General features: G+C 68.0%; 15 protein-coding genes. 6 read left to right on the forward strand and 9 right to left on the reverse strand.

Features of this window, described 5'->3' with window-relative positions; all coding sequences use genetic code 11:
• Positions 1-125 precede the first annotated feature (125 nt).
• Positions 126-668: a hypothetical protein gene (locus tag AB0I66_RS34855; protein WP_363212027.1), complete on the forward strand. Its 543-nt coding sequence runs from the start codon at positions 126-128 to the stop codon at positions 666-668.
• Positions 669-894: 226 nt separating this feature from the next.
• On the opposite strand, the gene AB0I66_RS34860 is transcribed toward AB0I66_RS34855, so the two are convergent.
• On the reverse strand, positions 895-1,272 hold the full coding sequence (locus tag AB0I66_RS34860) for a MerR family transcriptional regulator (RefSeq protein ID WP_363212028.1): 378 nt from the start codon (positions 1,270-1,272) through the stop codon (positions 895-897).
• A gap of 76 nt (positions 1,273-1,348) precedes the next feature.
• Here AB0I66_RS34860 and AB0I66_RS34865 point away from each other — a divergent pair, with 76 nt between their 5' ends.
• Positions 1,349-2,077: an SDR family oxidoreductase gene (locus AB0I66_RS34865; RefSeq protein WP_363212029.1), complete on the forward strand. Its 729-nt coding sequence runs from the start codon at positions 1,349-1,351 to the stop codon at positions 2,075-2,077.
• A gap of 154 nt (positions 2,078-2,231) precedes the next feature.
• On the opposite strand, the gene AB0I66_RS34870 is transcribed toward AB0I66_RS34865, so the two are convergent.
• The gene (locus AB0I66_RS34870) at positions 2,232-3,344 is read right to left on the reverse strand and encodes a glutamate--cysteine ligase (RefSeq protein ID WP_363212030.1); all 1,113 of its coding nucleotides are present in this window, start codon (positions 3,342-3,344) and stop codon (positions 2,232-2,234) included.
• Between the two features lie 154 nt (positions 3,345-3,498).
• Between AB0I66_RS34870 and AB0I66_RS34875 the strand changes: the two genes are divergently transcribed.
• Positions 3,499-4,887, forward strand: coding sequence for an NAD(P)/FAD-dependent oxidoreductase (locus AB0I66_RS34875; protein ID WP_363212031.1), 1,389 nt, complete (start codon positions 3,499-3,501; stop codon positions 4,885-4,887).
• Between the two features lie 381 nt (positions 4,888-5,268).
• Positions 5,269-6,126: a lamin tail domain-containing protein gene (locus tag AB0I66_RS34880; RefSeq protein ID WP_363212032.1), complete on the forward strand. Its 858-nt coding sequence runs from the start codon at positions 5,269-5,271 to the stop codon at positions 6,124-6,126.
• A gap of 433 nt (positions 6,127-6,559) precedes the next feature.
• Here the strand turns inward: AB0I66_RS34880 and AB0I66_RS34885 are convergent, their stop codons facing one another.
• The 4 genes from AB0I66_RS34885 to AB0I66_RS34900 all read right to left on the reverse strand — a co-directional run bounded on the left by AB0I66_RS34885 (position 6,560) and on the right by AB0I66_RS34900 (position 9,548).
• Complete coding sequence (locus AB0I66_RS34885) at positions 6,560-7,159, reverse strand: GPP34 family phosphoprotein (protein WP_363212033.1); 600 nt, start codon at positions 7,157-7,159, stop codon at positions 6,560-6,562.
• A gap of 262 nt (positions 7,160-7,421) precedes the next feature.
• Complete coding sequence (locus AB0I66_RS34890; RefSeq protein WP_363212034.1) at positions 7,422-7,643, reverse strand: helix-turn-helix transcriptional regulator; 222 nt, start codon at positions 7,641-7,643, stop codon at positions 7,422-7,424.
• The gene (locus AB0I66_RS34895; protein WP_363212035.1) at positions 7,644-8,288 is read right to left on the reverse strand and encodes a DUF2975 domain-containing protein; all 645 of its coding nucleotides are present in this window, start codon (positions 8,286-8,288) and stop codon (positions 7,644-7,646) included.
• A gap of 666 nt (positions 8,289-8,954) precedes the next feature.
• On the reverse strand, positions 8,955-9,548 hold the full coding sequence (locus AB0I66_RS34900; protein WP_363212036.1) for a dihydrofolate reductase family protein: 594 nt from the start codon (positions 9,546-9,548) through the stop codon (positions 8,955-8,957).
• Between the two features lie 292 nt (positions 9,549-9,840).
• On the opposite strand from AB0I66_RS34900, the gene AB0I66_RS34905 reads away from it, so the two are divergent.
• Positions 9,841-10,425 (forward strand): TetR family transcriptional regulator, encoded by a 585-nt coding sequence (locus AB0I66_RS34905; RefSeq protein WP_363212037.1) that lies wholly within the window; start codon positions 9,841-9,843, stop codon positions 10,423-10,425.
• Positions 10,426-10,779: 354 nt separating this feature from the next.
• On the opposite strand, the gene AB0I66_RS34910 is transcribed toward AB0I66_RS34905, so the two are convergent.
• Together AB0I66_RS34910 and AB0I66_RS34915 are read right to left on the reverse strand one after the other, a co-directional pair.
• On the reverse strand, positions 10,780-11,529 hold the full coding sequence (locus AB0I66_RS34910; protein ID WP_363212038.1) for a GAF and ANTAR domain-containing protein: 750 nt from the start codon (positions 11,527-11,529) through the stop codon (positions 10,780-10,782).
• Positions 11,530-11,579: 50 nt separating this feature from the next.
• Positions 11,580-12,227 (reverse strand): ANTAR domain-containing protein, encoded by a 648-nt coding sequence (locus AB0I66_RS34915; RefSeq protein ID WP_363212039.1) that lies wholly within the window; start codon positions 12,225-12,227, stop codon positions 11,580-11,582.
• Between the two features lie 947 nt (positions 12,228-13,174).
• Between AB0I66_RS34915 and AB0I66_RS34920 the strand changes: the two genes are divergently transcribed.
• Positions 13,175-13,408 (forward strand): ANTAR domain-containing protein, encoded by a 234-nt coding sequence (locus tag AB0I66_RS34920; protein ID WP_363212364.1) that lies wholly within the window; start codon positions 13,175-13,177, stop codon positions 13,406-13,408.
• Positions 13,409-13,593: 185 nt separating this feature from the next.
• Here AB0I66_RS34920 and corA read toward each other — a convergent pair whose 3' ends face one another.
• Positions 13,594-14,571, reverse strand: a complete 978-nt coding sequence (gene corA / locus AB0I66_RS34925) for a magnesium/cobalt transporter CorA (RefSeq protein WP_363212040.1) — start codon at positions 14,569-14,571, stop codon at positions 13,594-13,596.
• Positions 14,572-14,919: the final 348 nt, after the last annotated feature.

Here is a 14,919-nt window from a genome sequence, read left to right on the forward strand (position 1 = left end):
AATCTTCAAGACAGCCGCCTGTCCCCTCGCCAGGATGTGTCACCGGTGACTGCGGGTGTCATCAGTCCCGTACTCGCCCGACCGTGTTGAGCACCGAAGAACCACGACGCAAGGGGGAAAATCCAGTGAGGCAGAAGAAATTGCTCGCGGCGACATGTGCGTCAGCGGCCGCCCTGGCCCTGGGGCTGACGGCGGGCGGTCCCGCTTCGGCGACGACCAGCGCAAAAGGGGTGACCGCTTCCTTCGAGGGCAAGCGGGTGGACCTCTCCAGTGGATGGGGAGAGGCAAAGGCCTGTGGCGTGTGGCGGGACGGCGTGAAGTGCTTCCGCACCGTCGCCGAACTTGACCGCAAGGCAGGCGACATCACCCGCAGCCGCGCCGCGTCCGGCGCCCTCGCCGCCTGCTCCTCAGCGCTCCAGCTCGGCGAGCACAACGACCTGCGAGGCCGCGTGCTGAGGTTCTACGACCGGGGTTCCTGGCAGAACCTCGACGGATACAGCTTCAACGACAAGACGTCCTCCTACCGGACCGGAGCCTGCACCGCACACCTGGCCGAGCACAACGGCGGCCGCGGCTACTGGTATCCCGGCAACACCGGACCGAACCACTACGAGCCCTCGATGCGCAGCGGCTGGAACGATCGCGTCAGCTCCATAAAGATCGACTGACCACGGCAACGGGACCTGAGCAGGCCGGACCGCTCTCACCGCCATCGAGGCGCGGCCCGGCCTGCACGGGTTCGCCATCATTGACGGCCAACGGCGCCCTCGGCGAATGTCACCCGCTCGCAGCCAATGGCGGCAGATCGGCAACCGTTCCCCCTCAACAACTCCTCATCGCCCCAGTCAGGCCAGCGAGGTGAAATCGCTGATGAGACGTCATGGCCTACCGCGCTTACGGGTGTGTGTCCGTGATCGCGATGACCTTGTCGAGGTGGTCCAGGGCGGCCTGCAGGTCGTCGATCTTGGCCTGGATGCGCTCACGCTCGGCTCGCAGCATGGCGCGTTGCTCGGTATCGGTGTGCCCGGAGTCCCAGCACGGCAGGAGTTCGGCGATCCTTCGGCTGGTCAGGCCTGCGGCATACATCTGCTGGAAGAAGCGAACCAGGGGGACCGCGTCCTGCCGGTACAGACGCTGGCCGGATGGGCTGCGCTCCGCGATGAGCAGCCCTTGCTGCTCGTAGTAGCGCACGGCGCGCACGGAGACCCCGGCGCCTCGTGCCACCTCGCCGATTCGCATCAACCGCTCGTCCGCGGCCACTGTGACAGTCATGGTGATCCCTCTCACCGCAGGCCCCGACGGCCAGCACTTGCCTCTGACGCTAACGTCAGGTTTTAGCGTACCGGTCATGGACATCAACAACTCCGTCGCCCTTGTCACCGGAGCCAACCGCGGCCTGGGCCGCGCCTTCGCCCAGCACCTGCTCGAACGGGGCGCCCGCAAGGTCTACGCGACCGCCCGCCGTCCCGAGACCGTGGACCTTCCCGGGGTCCAGGTGCTGCCCCTCGACATCACCGATCCCGCATCCGTGAGGGCCGCCGCCGAGGCCGCCCCGGACGTCTCGCTGCTCATCAACAACGCCGGAATGAATACGGGGACCAGCCTGGTGACCGGTTCGCTGGACACCGTGCGGCACGAGCTGGAGACCAACATGTTCGGCCACCTGGGAATGATCCGGGAGTTCGCGCCGGCGCTCGCCAGGAACGGCGGGGGCGCGATCGTCAACGTTCTCTCGGCCATGTCGTGGTTCGGGATCAACGGGGCCAATGCCTACCACCTGACCAAGGCCGCCGCCTGGGCCATGACCAACGGCGTCCGCCTGGAGCTCGCCGAGCAAAACACGCTCGTCACAGCGGTACACCTGGGTCTGGCCGACACCGACATGGCGGCGGGCTGGCCCGTGGACAAGATCACTCCGTCGGACCTGGCCGACGCGGCGCTCGACGGTGTCGAGGCGGGCTCCGCCGAGGTCCTCGCCGACCAGTGGAGCCGGGACGTCAAGTCCCGTCTGCCGCTGGCACCGGCAGAGTTCAACTCCGAAATGGACCGCGCCCTGGCGGCACTGATGGCGGCCTGAGAAGCCCTCGGGCCGCGCACCTCGGTCGGCTGCTTCTCCATCAGCCTCAAGGCCCCTACCGGGCCAAGCTCACCGGTAGGGCCGGCGGCAAGGTACCGCCCGAGGCCAGCTCCGGCAGATCCTCACCCCCAGTGGGGCGCGCGGCCCACGAGGATCAGACTCGGGGCGTCGCGGCAGTGCGGATCAGGTGGTCGACCACGTCGTTGAGGCCGCGGCCGGGCTGGTGAGCGGCCCGCTGGCGGTCGGCGCCGTTGCCCTGGGCACGCAGTAGCGCTTCCGCGGACCGAAGAATCGGAAGGTCGCCCGTGGCCGTCAAGGCCGGGCGTGCCGCGTCGAGAAGCCGGTCGAGCTGGGCCGAGGCGGGAGCGAGCCGGCCGGTGTGCGGGTCGACGGCCTGTCCGGACAGGCCGTCGCGAGCCGCTCGCCAGCACGCGGCGCGCAGCATTTCCGGCTGCGGCCGCGGAGCGGGACGCGCCTGGCGTACGGCCTCCAGGGCGCGGGTGGCCAGGCCCTTCAGGACTGCGGCGAGCAGCAGCGTGTCCTCCACGGTCGGGCAGGCGTCGGCGACGCGGACCTCCAGGGTGGGCACATGATGGGACGGGCGGATGTCCCAGTAGAGGCCCCCGCGGTCCATGACGGTGCCCGATGCGAGAAGGCCCTCGACCAGGTCGTCGAAGTGGGTGCGGGACTCGAAATACGGAGGTGGTCCCGCCACCGGCCAGCGCCACCAGGTCATGGTCCGCCAGCTCGCGTATCCGGTGTCCTGCCCGGCCCAGTACGGCGAGTTGGCGGTGAGTGCGATGAGGGCGGGGAGCCATGGCCGCAGGTGGTTGCTCAGCCCCAGGGCGGTGGTCAGGTCGGGTACGCCGAGGTGGACGTGGCAGGCACAAGCGCTTTGTTCCTCGTCCAGGAAGCGGAACATGGCGGCGCTCTGCGCGTAGCGGGGGCCCGGCGTCAAGGGCACCGGAGTGTCCTGGCCCAGGACCGGCGTGCCGCTGGAGATGATGCGCAGCCCGAATCGGGCGGCGGCCCGCGCCACCGCGTGGCGTTGGGCGCGTAGTTGACCGCCCAAGTCCGCCAGGCTGACGTGGGGATCGGTGCGGATCTCGACCTGGTAGCGGGTGATCTCCGTGGTGACGGATGCGCCCAGTTCGACCGACGCCTCGGCGACGACCTTGTCGGCCTCGGGGCTCACCTGCCGGGACACGGGATCCACGAGCAGGTACTCCTCCTCGACTCCGATCGTCAGGGACGCGGGCCCCGCCACGGCCTCGCGCCCCTCCCCAACGCCGGTTGCCAGACCATCCGTTGACGGGCGCGTCCACTTTTGACTCTTCATGGCGACCACTCTGTCACTTATGGTGATCAGGCAGACACAAGTGGTCAGCCGTAGCTGCGCGACCAGGACGAGGGAGCACTCCGTGTCGGAAGCGACGGACGTCCTGGTCATCGGCGGCGGGCCCGCAGGCTCGACGGCCGCCGCGCTCCTGGCCCGCCAGGGGTTGCGGGTCACGCTCCTGGAGAGGGAGCACTTTCCCCGCTACCACGTGGGCGAGTCGCTCCTGCCGTCCCTGCTGCCGCTCCTCGATGTGATGGGGGCCAGACAGCTGGTGGAACGCCATGGCTTCGTGCGCAAGACGGGCGCCTTCTACGGCTGGGGCGGCGAGGAGTGGTCACTTGGCTTCGACGAGCCGGGCAGGCCCTCCGCCTACAGCTTCCAGGTCGTCCGGTCCGAGTTCGACCACCTGCTCCTCCAGCACGCCCGGCGCCAGGGCGCCGACGTGCGCGAAGGAGTCACCGTAGGCCGCGTCGAGTGGGATGGCGGGCGGGCTGCCACCGCCACCTGGTCGACCAGCCAAGGGCAGTACGGCACCACGGCCTTTGAGCACGTCATCGACGCGAGTGGCAGGGCCGGCGTGCTCAGCGCCCGCCAGTTGCGCCACCGCAGATTCCACGACGTGTTCCGCAACGTCGCGGCATGGGGCTATTGGCGCGACGTCCCGCCTTTGCCCGGGGCTCCCGCCGGGGCGATCGGCGTGTTCTCGCTGCCCGACAGCGGCTGGTTCTGGGCCATTCCCCTGCACGACGGCACTCTCAGCCTCGGCCTCGTCACCGACAAGCGTTCCTTCAACGAAGCACGCCGAGCCACGGGTTCCGTCAACGCCCTCTACCACCAAGCCCTCAGCCGCTGCCCCGCACTGCTGCGCTTGCTCGAAAACGCCCGGCTCACCTCGGAGTTGAAGGTCGAGAGCGACTACTCCTACGTAGCCGAACAGTTCTGCGGACCGGGATACTTCCTCGCCGGAGACGCCGCCTGCTTCCTCGACCCGCTGCTGTCCACCGGAGTCCACCTGGCCATGTACAGCGGCCTGCTCGCCTCGGCCTCCATCACCAGCATCATGCAGCAGGACGTGGACGAGCCGGCGACCCGCCGCTTTTACGGCACCACCTACCGCCACGCCTACGAACGGCTGCTCCTGCTGGTCAGCGCGTTCTACCGGATCCACGACGGGCGCAACGCCTACTTCCGCAAGGCTCAGACCCTCAGCCACCGCGACCAGAACGATCTGCGCCTGCACGAGTCCTTCCTCAACATCATCACCGGAGTCGATGACCTCCACGACGCCCAGCAGGACGCCGTGGCCCTCGTACAGCGCCGACTCACCGAGCCTTTAAACGGACACCGCGCCCCAGGGCTCGGCGGCCACGGAACCAGCCACATGCTGCACCTGCCCAGCGACCCCGCCCACGCGACAGCGGGCCTCTACCTCGGCCTCGACCCCCACCCTCGGCTGCTCCACGCGAGCTGACCCGCCCGCCAGGAGGCAAGATGCCACGCCCGCCGCGCGATGCCGACCACTCGAGGCCGCCACGCTTACCGCTGCCGCAGTTCTGGGCGCTGCATCGCCGCACCCGACAGAAGCGCCGCCGCGAGCTCGGGCCGGTTCACTGCCACACAGCGGCAGGCCCGGATCGGCTCTCCGGGCGTCTGCCGCTGACCGCGGGCCGACACACCGGAGGCGCTCAATGGGAACAGCCGGTGCGCATCCGCGAGAAACCGGCCAATCATGGCAACTACTGGCATAGTGGCGCTATTTGCCTTCCGAGTGGACAGTGCGCACAGCTATGTTCACCCTCGCTCGGCCGTCCGGCCGAGCCGACTCTCGATCGGCAGAAGAGGAGACCGGCGCATGTCCAAAGTCGACACGTCAGGCACCTGGACCGCCATCACCATCAACCCGCCCAACCTTGAGGGGCTGACCTCCGACAACATCAAGTGGGGCATCCCCGCAGGCGGGGGCAAGAGCGGATATCTCTTCGCAGGCGGCAGCGTCGAGGTGCTGCTCGATGGCACGGAGTTCACGCTGGGGACGTTCACCCACCAGAACTTCCCCATCCAGGGGATGCCGCAGAACCAGTTCGAGGTCGACCTTGCCGCACGGGTCCTGTTCGAGGACCAGGTACCGCACAACTTCAGCTTCCGCTTCCAGCACAACGAGACGCCCAACGTCGGTCCCAGCCCGGAAGACATCGTCGAGCTGCCCACCAGGGTGTCCCCGGAGACGGTGACCATCGACAACACCGAATACGCCGTGGTGATCACGGGGTTCAAGCAGGGCGGCCAGATCGTCAACCGGTTCATCAGCCCGGAGAACGGTTCCAACAGCGCCGACCTCGTCGCCGTGCTCGCGCGCACCGGACGGCCGGACGTCCACATCACCACCGTGTCCTTCAAGGGACAGGTCAAGCGCACCCAGGCCGACGAGTACGTGGAGGTCGTCAACCGGGGCACCGCGCCCGCCGACGTCTCCGGCTGGGTCCTCGGCGCCGACGACGCGGGACAGAACTTCACTTTCCCGCCCGGCACCGTCCTCCTGCCCGGTCAACGCGTCCGCATCTACACCAACGAAATCCACGCCCAGTGGGGCGGCTACACCTACGGAAGCGGGCGGCCCATCTGGAACGACCGGGGTGACGCCGCCAAGCTGCGCGACACGGACGGCAACCTCGTGTCCGAGCACGCCTACGGCTCCGCCGCCACGCCGTAATCCGCCGACCCCGACTCAACTGACCGTCGGCAGGAGGAAGCCGACGGTCACGGCGGGGCCTGGCGCATGGACGATCCGCCTCTCGTGATCACCGACCCCCAGACGTCACCGACCTGAAGCAGGCGCCGCCCTCAGAGGCCGCCCCACACCGTGTCGGCCCGGGCCGCAGCCAGACCAAACCCACGCAGCACCGTGAGCGATGCTCGGGTTGCAGGTGTCGTCGATGCTGTACCTGTACGCGTCACCCGGCCCTGTACGTCCTCGAGGTCCCTTTGCTCGTCGACGTCGTCTTAGGTGCAGTCGACCTTGCCGGCCGCGCGCCCTGACGGGGACTGCTCCACGGACATGCTGCAGGCACCGCCCGCCCGGCGTGCGACCGCGTCGCCGTCACTGTCACCCGTCGCGCTCGACCACCCCCGAAAGCGGGTTCGGCTCACGGTCCGCGCCAGAGGTTGGCGTAGGCCGCGTTCTCGATGGTCCGCCTCTGGCGTACGGCCTCCAGCTCCATCACCGCGTCGTGGACGGCGGCCAGCACGGTTGTCACCGCCTCGTCATCGAGGCCGGGATCATCGTCGGATCGTTCGGCGTCGATGCCCACGATCGAGGCGAGGGCGGCCAGGACGGGCTCTTTCTCCTTCCAGCGCTCCCCTGCACGACGGCGCGCGGGCGTATCGACCGGTTCCACGCGCTTCGAGCCGAAGGGCAGCCGGCCGCTCCGCTGTGGCTTCAGCTCATCGTTCTCCTCCAGGGCAGCCTGATATGCGGCCGCAAGGTCGCGGCCCCGGCGCCACAGCCAGTCCTCGATCCGCTCATGGGGCGCCCGTCGAGTAAGACCTGCCGCAGCCTCGTTCATCAACCGATCGTCCAACGTCGGCTGTTCACCCGGCACGATGGACTCGCCGTCCACGGCGGCCGCCCCCGCACCGATGAGATCGATCAGCTCGGCTCCCGCGAGTGCGAGGGACAGGTCGCCCTGCCCCACGGAATGCTTCACATCCATGACGATGATGAACAGGTCTTTCGCCGTAGTCATCAACGGCTCCCCTCAAGAAACATCGGCAAAGGCACCTCTCCACCAACGGGCCCGGGTCCAAGGCCCATCCGGCGACGGGGCGACTGTCAGGATCAGTATCGCCCGCCCGCGCGGCCGCAGCCTCTCGGACCGACGGAAGATTCCAGCGGTAAGAGGTCCGGCCAGGGGGATCGTCGCGGTCTTCTCGTAGCGCGTGGCGATGCCGCCGGGGCAAGGCCGAGTACGCGTCCCACGGCCGAGCAGTCCTCAAGGGCACGCTCGCTCAGCGGGGGCGGTAGTCGAGCAGGTCCCCGGGCTGGCAGTTGAGGACCTCGCAGATGCGGGTCAGGGTGGTGAAGCGGATGGCCCGTGCCCGGCCGTTCTTCAGGATGGAGAGGTTCGCGTGGGTAACGCCCACCCGCTCCGCCAGCTCCGTCAACGTCATCTCGCGCTCCAGGAGCAGCCGGTCGAGATGGACGACGATGGCGTGCTCTTCTTCGGGCATTCAGACGGTCCCCTCGAGCTCTTCGCGCATGGTGCAACCGATCTGCATGATCCGGGCGAAGGAGAGGATGCCCAGGCCGGTGCAGATGGCCATGAAGGGAACATCCCATACGAACAGTCCCGCCAGCGCCTGCGCGTCACTGTCGGCACTCAGGGAGGCGACCATGGCCTGGTCCGCCACGGACGTGAGGATCGCCGAGAGGACGCTGCCGACCAGCAGCCACCAACCCAGACCGCGCAGTCGGCCGGCCGTCTGTGCGGTGTAGAGCCCCTCGCGCTCAGCGCCCTTGATCAGCCGCAGCACCAGCAGCAACGCTCCGATGGTGAACGTCAGGGGCACCAGCCGGGAGGCGGTGTCGAGCATGTTCAGGGCCATGCCGGCGTCCTGCGCGCAGTACTTGGGGTGAGCATCCAAGATGAGGTCGGCCCCCGGCGCGGCCTTGAACCCCGAGGCGGTTTCCTCACCGCCCCCGGCGCTCGCAGTCGTGTCCGTGACGCACACCGAGGCATCTCCGATCCCGAGAACGGACACGTTGTCCGCGAAGAGCATGCCGAGCAGCCCCGCCCCCAGGAGCAACGCCAGGAACGTCACCAGCGCCTTGGCCGTCGTCGACATCGGCTCCAGTGGATTACGCGTCTTCGCCATCACAGACCCCCGGTCACGCCCTATATCGTTTATCGATGTTATCGATAAACGATATAGAGCCGCGTCCGAACGAGCAAGCCCCTACCCTTGCCGCGACGCCAGCGCCGACGCCGACACCCATGTCGGCTCGACGGAGGCCGGGCGGAGGCCGCAAAGCGGGGGGCCATCACCGAACAGGGCGCACCCCTGCGGCACTTGCGCCGGATCACCCTCGAAGCGCGCCCTGCGTCCGCACTCCAGGTCAGCGCCGCACCCCAGAGCATGTCGGCCGGGAATCACGACCGTGCAGGACCGGCGCAGGGGGTGGCGCCGGCGTCAACTGGCGGCGGCAGCCCGGCCTTGGGTCCTAGCGGCGACTGAAGACACCCGCGGCCGCGGTCATGCCCGGTCATGCCCGGACTTGCGGTCGCGCCCGCCGCATCGGCGGCCACGGGCTCCTCCCCCGGCGCCAGCACCAGGATGAACACGGCGGCGGAAGCGCTCCCCCGCGGCAAGGAAGAAGTCCGACACCATGGCCGTGAAGCCTGGACGAACCGAAGAAGAGCCAGGAGTGTCCGCGCGCTCGCGGCTGGCCAGCAGGCATGAGGAACTCTTTGAGGGGCCACATCCGGGCGGCAGCCCCGCCTTCCCTATCCTCTGTGAGCGCCAGCCGTTGCGCGCGTGCACCTACTTCTTGTCGTAGGTGAGAAAGATGGTGCCGCTGTCCATGACCTTGCTGTCGGCCAAGGTGAAGAACGTCGGGTCGAAGGGCTGCTGGTGCCCGAACAAGGGTGTTCCCGAGCCGATCGCCATCGGTGCCAGCTTGACGATGAGCTGGTCGATCTCTGCGAAGAGCACCCCGGCCAGCTCGCCGCCACCACACAGCCAGATGCCCTTGCCGTCCTCCTTTTTGAGCTCACGCACCCTGGCCACGGGGTCGTCGCCGACGAGTTCGATGCGCGGGTCGGGGGACTCGGTGAGGGAGCGGGAGAAGACCAGGTGCCTCAAGTGGGGGTATGCGTTGTCGATTCCGGCGTCCACGCCGTTCTGATACGTCCTGCGGCCCTCGATAACGGTGTCGAAGTGCGCCCCCTCGCCGCTGATTCCCATCGCGTCGCGGGCCGGGCCCGGCAGCGTCTCGGGGTACTGGGCGATGAGGTGTTCGACGTAGTCCTGCCCGATCGGCCAGAAGGCGTCGGGGCCCGAGGTGGGGTCGGAGCCGTCGGGGCCCGCGATGTATCCGTCGAGGCTGACAGCGATGAAGTAGATGAGCTTTCGCAAGGGGGTCTCCTCTTGGTCGGATCCGGGACGGCGGTCGACTACGTCGTGGTGATCTTCAATGTCATGCGTAACGGCGTCTGTCATGGGGCCTTTCAGCGGCGGGAGCCCGGCTTGGGCAGCGGGCGGGGTCGGGGCAGCGGGAACCGGGCACTGTGCTGGGGCTTCATCTGGTTTCGCATCTGACTCCTCTGGAAGCATCTTCGGCACACCAAGTGATGTACTCTGATTGAAGTGGTTTGAACTTAGTACTGCACTCACAGTGGTGTCAACAGACTTCCGGAAGGAACACGCCATGCGTCAAAACCCCGCACGACGGACCGCCCTCCTCGATGGCGCGATCGAGGTCCTGGCCCGCGAGGGCTCGCGTGGTCTCACCCTGCGCGCGGTCGACACCCGAGCCGGGGTCCCCAAAGGCACCACCACCAACTACTTCGCGAACCGCGCCGAGTTGCTGGCCCAGGTCATGACGCGTATCCAGGAGCGCCTGACGCCCGAGGAATCCCAACTCGCCCATACCATGAGCGAGAAGCCGTCCGTCGAGCTGGTCGCCACCCTCCTCAAACAGCTCCTGGCTCGGATGCGCGCGGACCGCAGCAGCTGGCTCGCCCTGATGGAACTGCGCCTGGAAGCCACCCGCCGCCCCGAACTGCACACCGAGCTCACCCGGTTCTTCACCAACCAGCTCGACGCCAACATCCACTTCCACCTGGACGGCGGCCTGCCGGGTGACCGGACCGGCGTCGTCCTGATGTATCTCGCCATGGTCGGCCTCATCGTGGACGACCTGACCGTGCCGGACCTGCTCGCCCCATACTCCGTCGACGAGCTGATCGACGAGCTGGCGCGGCGCGTCGTGGGCGCGGGTACCGACGGCTGAGGTCAACCACCCAAACACCCGAGCACCCGGCGCTCGGGCCAGGAGAAGCCGCCCACGGCCCGGGGTGGGCCTACCCCTCACACGCTGTCCCCTCCCCCACGGGACCCCCTGGGCCACCGAGGCCCTGAAGGCTTTCTGACCGAGCAGCGCGACCTGCCGTCGCCGAGCCCGGCCAGCGAGACACCGAGAAGATCCAGACCGCGGCTCTCCGCGTATCCTCACAACGGGCGATCGGCTCCTTTGGAGGGACTGATTGAGCGGAGTTGTCTCCACCGGCCGAATCCAAGAAGGGCAGAACATGGAACTGGGCTCAGATGGCCATGGCAGTGGGGGACGTCCGGATAGCGCGGTGTGTTACTCGGTGTCCGAGGGGTGTGCTCGTGGTCGAGCGGGTGGGATCGCGGGGGTGAACTCGCGGTCGATGACGTCTCGGGCCACGCTGCTGAGCAAGATCCGGTGATCGCGGGCGTGATGGCGCAGGGCATCGAAGGCATGGTTGAGGGTGATGTTCTCGCGTGCGGCGAGGAGGCCTTTGGCCTGCTCGATGATGATGCGGCTGTGCAGGGCGTTGTGGAGTTGTTCGTTGACGGTGTGCTGGTGGGTGATGGTGCGGGCGTGCAGCAGGCCGATGGTGGCGGCGCTGGCCAGGGCCTGGGCGAGGGCGAAGTCTTCGGGGGTCAGCGTGCGGGTGCCGGTGTGCAGGAGGAGCAGGCTGCCCAGGACCTCGTGGCGCAGCCGCATGGGCACGGCGGTGGCCTGTGTGTAGCCGGCGCGCTCGAGGTTTGAGGCGAACTGGGGCCAGCGTAGGGTCGCGTCGTTCCCGCTGCGCATGGTGATCGGCCGCTGGGTGGTGACGGCGTCCAGGGCCGGGCCCTGGTGGCAGGCTGCGCTCAGCAGGTCCTGCAGGGCGGGGCCGGGGTCGCAGGGAGCAGGGCTGTGCAGGCCGGGTTCGGGGTGGGCGAGGAAGACGGCGGCGGCGGTGATGTCGAGGAGCTCCTGGCAACGCACAGTCATCTGGTGCAGGAAGTCGATGACATCGAAGTCGTCGACCAGGGTGTCGGCCAGCTCCAAAAAGGTGCGGGTGATGTGTTGTTCCCTGCTCATGGCGATACTCCTTGGCCCCGCACGGTAGCTGGTCGGCGGGCTGACCGGTTTCAGGGGAAGTCTTGGGGCAGTTCCTGGCGGATGACGTCGCGGGCGGTCTGTGCCAGGGACTGACAGGAGGCGTAGGCGCGGGCCCGTAGCCGGTCCAGGGCCTCGGGCAGCGGGACGCCCAGGCGGTGGCTGAGGACTCCGGTGGCCTGATGGACCTCGGCCCGGTGCAGTTCCACGGCCCCCACGGTGCCCGGGCCGTTGCTCGGGCCGGATTCTCCCGGCCAGCGGGTCAGGACCGCCTCGGCCAGGTGATCGGCGACCAGCCAGCCCTCCGTGGACTGCTGAGGGGTCAGTGGGCCGATCGTGCGCCGGTAGCCGGTCAGTGTGCCCACCTGCGCGGCGCCGATGCGCACGGGCCACACGAACAAGGCGACGACACCAAGTACTTCCGCCTCCGCGGCGAACTGCGGCCACTGCTGGGCCAGCAGTTGGCCGATATCGGGAATCTGGAGGACCTCGGTCGGGTCCTCGCCGCGCAGAGCGGGGCCTTGCCCCAACAGGAACTGCAGATCCTCCAGCCGTGCGCTGGTCTGGTCGCTGAACCACACCAGTTCCTGATTCACCGTGAGGGCTATTCCGCCCAGCCCTAGGCCGTGCGCGCAGGTGATCGCCCACTGCCTGCGCTGTTCCTCGTCCGCCCCTGCCATTGCACTCAGCCTGCCCAAGAGTTGTCTCACTGAGGAGCCCACAGCTCACCGCTTTTCCGGGTGCCGGTCGTGCGGCGCGGCGGATGCTGACCGCACCGTTTCAGCCTAGTAGCAGCCGTGGCGCGGGAAGGGCGAGGAACCGGACTTCCCCACTACGAGTACGGCAGGGGAGGCGGCGTCCGGGGCGTGATGTGACAACAGGCAACGGTGGAACCCTGAGAAGTGAAGGCCTTCCCCTAGGGAAGGGCCGGTCCACGGCGGCAGGGCGCGGGAATGCCCCGGCGCACGTTGTGAGGACGGGGCTGGAGCGGATTCGTCGGCGACTCGGCTCCAGCCGTCTCCAAGGAGTTACCGCGACGCGGAGGCTTGGAGTCTGAGCCAAAGATCTTATGGGCCAACTGCCCTACACGGAGGATGCCCGCAAAAGCCCTTGCTCGTAGCCGTACTGAAGCCCTCTTGGCGCAGTGGCCTTCATTGGCCGGAAGTCGCCCCTTCGTATGGAAAGAGGCCCCCTTGCCAACCCCGTAGCTCGGCGGCTTCCCGGCATGGCGATGCAACAGGTGTACCGCCCACCTCCGCCTCACTCGGCCCCAAGGTCAAGCCCGAGCCCGAGCCCGAAATGAGCGGAGCACCACCGACTGCGATCCCTCTGCCCCGGTCGGGCTCCGCGTGCGGTCGTGCGGAAAGAGATGGCGCCCACGGGCCTTTCGCCGTCTCCCCAGATCAGGAACACTCGTCAATGCCGGTACTTCACCCATTGGAGAGGGGAGGACGTGACACTTCCTGCTTTTGATCCCGATCGGTCTGACTGGCGGGACCAATGGGCCCAAGAGTGCGTGCGGCAGCGCGAAGAGACTGCTGCCGTCCAGAACTTGGCTGCGCGTAAGCAGGCCACAGCAGTTGAGATGCGTCTTCGGGCGGTCGCCATACGCCTGTTCGCACGATCCATGCGCGGCGAGCTCGCCGGCTCTCCCCCGGCCGCGCCTTCGCCCGGTGAAACTCCACTCGATCGTCTCCTGAGGCAGGCCGTGGTGACCGAACAGGCGAAGGGCATCGTCGCCGCGAGGCTCCACTGCTCCGTCGGCCAATCCCTCACTCTCCTTCATGAGTACAGCGACAGGATGCACGAGCCGCTCCACCTCTTCGCCCGCGAGATCGTCGGCAATAGGATCCGCCTCTGACCTCCATCTGCGATCCGCGGACGTACAAGGTCACGTACTTGCTGGCCGCCCATCGTGGCGCTGTGGGGGGGCGGGCCGCTGCAACTCGCCTGTAGCCGACATCTGTTGGCTCAGCTACCTCTTCATGGCTCCGGCGTGCAACGGATGCGCCTGCACCGGACCAAGGCCCCAGCTGAGGCATGGAGTCATAGCCATCCGTTGCGGCGGAAGACCCGGTGGAGCAGGGTGCACGCGCCGGCCATCACGGCGACGGCAAGGGGATAGCCATAGACCCATTGCAGTTCGGGCATGTGCGTGAAGTTCATGCCGTACACGCCGGCGATAAGAGTGGGCAGGGCGAAAATGGCCGCCCAGGCGGAGATGGTGCGCATGTCGTCGTTCTGACGGGCACCCACCTGGGCCAGGTGGGCGTCGAGGACGGAGTTCAGCAGGTCGTCCAGGGACCGGACCTCGGTATCAGTGCGCTGTATGTGATCGGCGACGTCCCGAAAGTACGGCAAAGCCTCCTGGGGCCAACCCGAGAGCGGGCTGACGAAGTCCTGCACCACGGGCACCAGAGGCTGCACAGCGTCCCGAAATTCCAGCACCTCCCGTTTGAGGGAGTACACCTCTTCGATCACGTCCTCGCGTTCCGGGGAGAACACCCGGCGCTCCAAGTCGCTCAGGTCGCCGCGCACTTCCTCGGCGATGGCGGTGTAGGTGTCCACCGTCACGTCCAGGACAGCGTGCAGCACCGCCACCGGCCCCATTGCCAGCATGGCAGGGGCACGTTCGAGTCGGCGAGCGGCCTCCACCGCGGGGTCTGTCTGCCCGTGGCAGACGGTGAGGACGAAGTCGGGGCCGAGGAAGATCATGGCCTCGCCGGATTCGACCTGCGAGGTCTCCTTGACGTACCGCAATGTCTTCAGCGCGACGGACAGCACCTCGTCATAGCGCTCGCGCTTGGGCCGCTGGTGCGCCTGGACGGCGTCTTCGACCGCCAAGGGATGCAGACCCAGCTCCTCGGCCAGCGTCTCCACCTCCTGGGCGGAAGGATCCACCAGGCGAATCCACGCGAACGTTTCCTGGGACGCGGCCCGCAGCCGCTTCAGTGCGCTTGCACCGCTTTCCACCCTGTCCGGTGTCTGTCGGGCGCCGTCGCTTCCATAGATCACACATTCCATGCCTAGCCACCTGCGCACCACACGCCGATCTATGCTTGCCATCTGCCCGAGAGCCTCGAGACTCCGGGTAGCCCGGCGTGACAGGTGGCTCCTCGGCGGTCGCGTCCCTCCCAGCCGATGCGCAGGCGGCGAACGGCCTGCCGCCAGACGATGGTGCTCGACGGCATACCGGAGAGTGCCCGGGCCAGTGCCGTGTGGCTCGACGCGCAACGCGATCACCGGAGCGGATTCCGCGCTGTCAGGTCAGGAGCAAGCGCCGCTACACGTCGTGGTCGTAGCCTCGGTCGGCCAGCAGCGCGGCAGGCCGGTGCCGAGGTCGGCCGGCCCCTCGACTGCCGGGATCCTGTC

The organism is Streptomyces sp. NPDC050439 (assembly GCF_040655335.1).
Classification (GTDB): Bacteria; Actinomycetota; Actinomycetes; order Streptomycetales; family Streptomycetaceae; genus Streptomyces.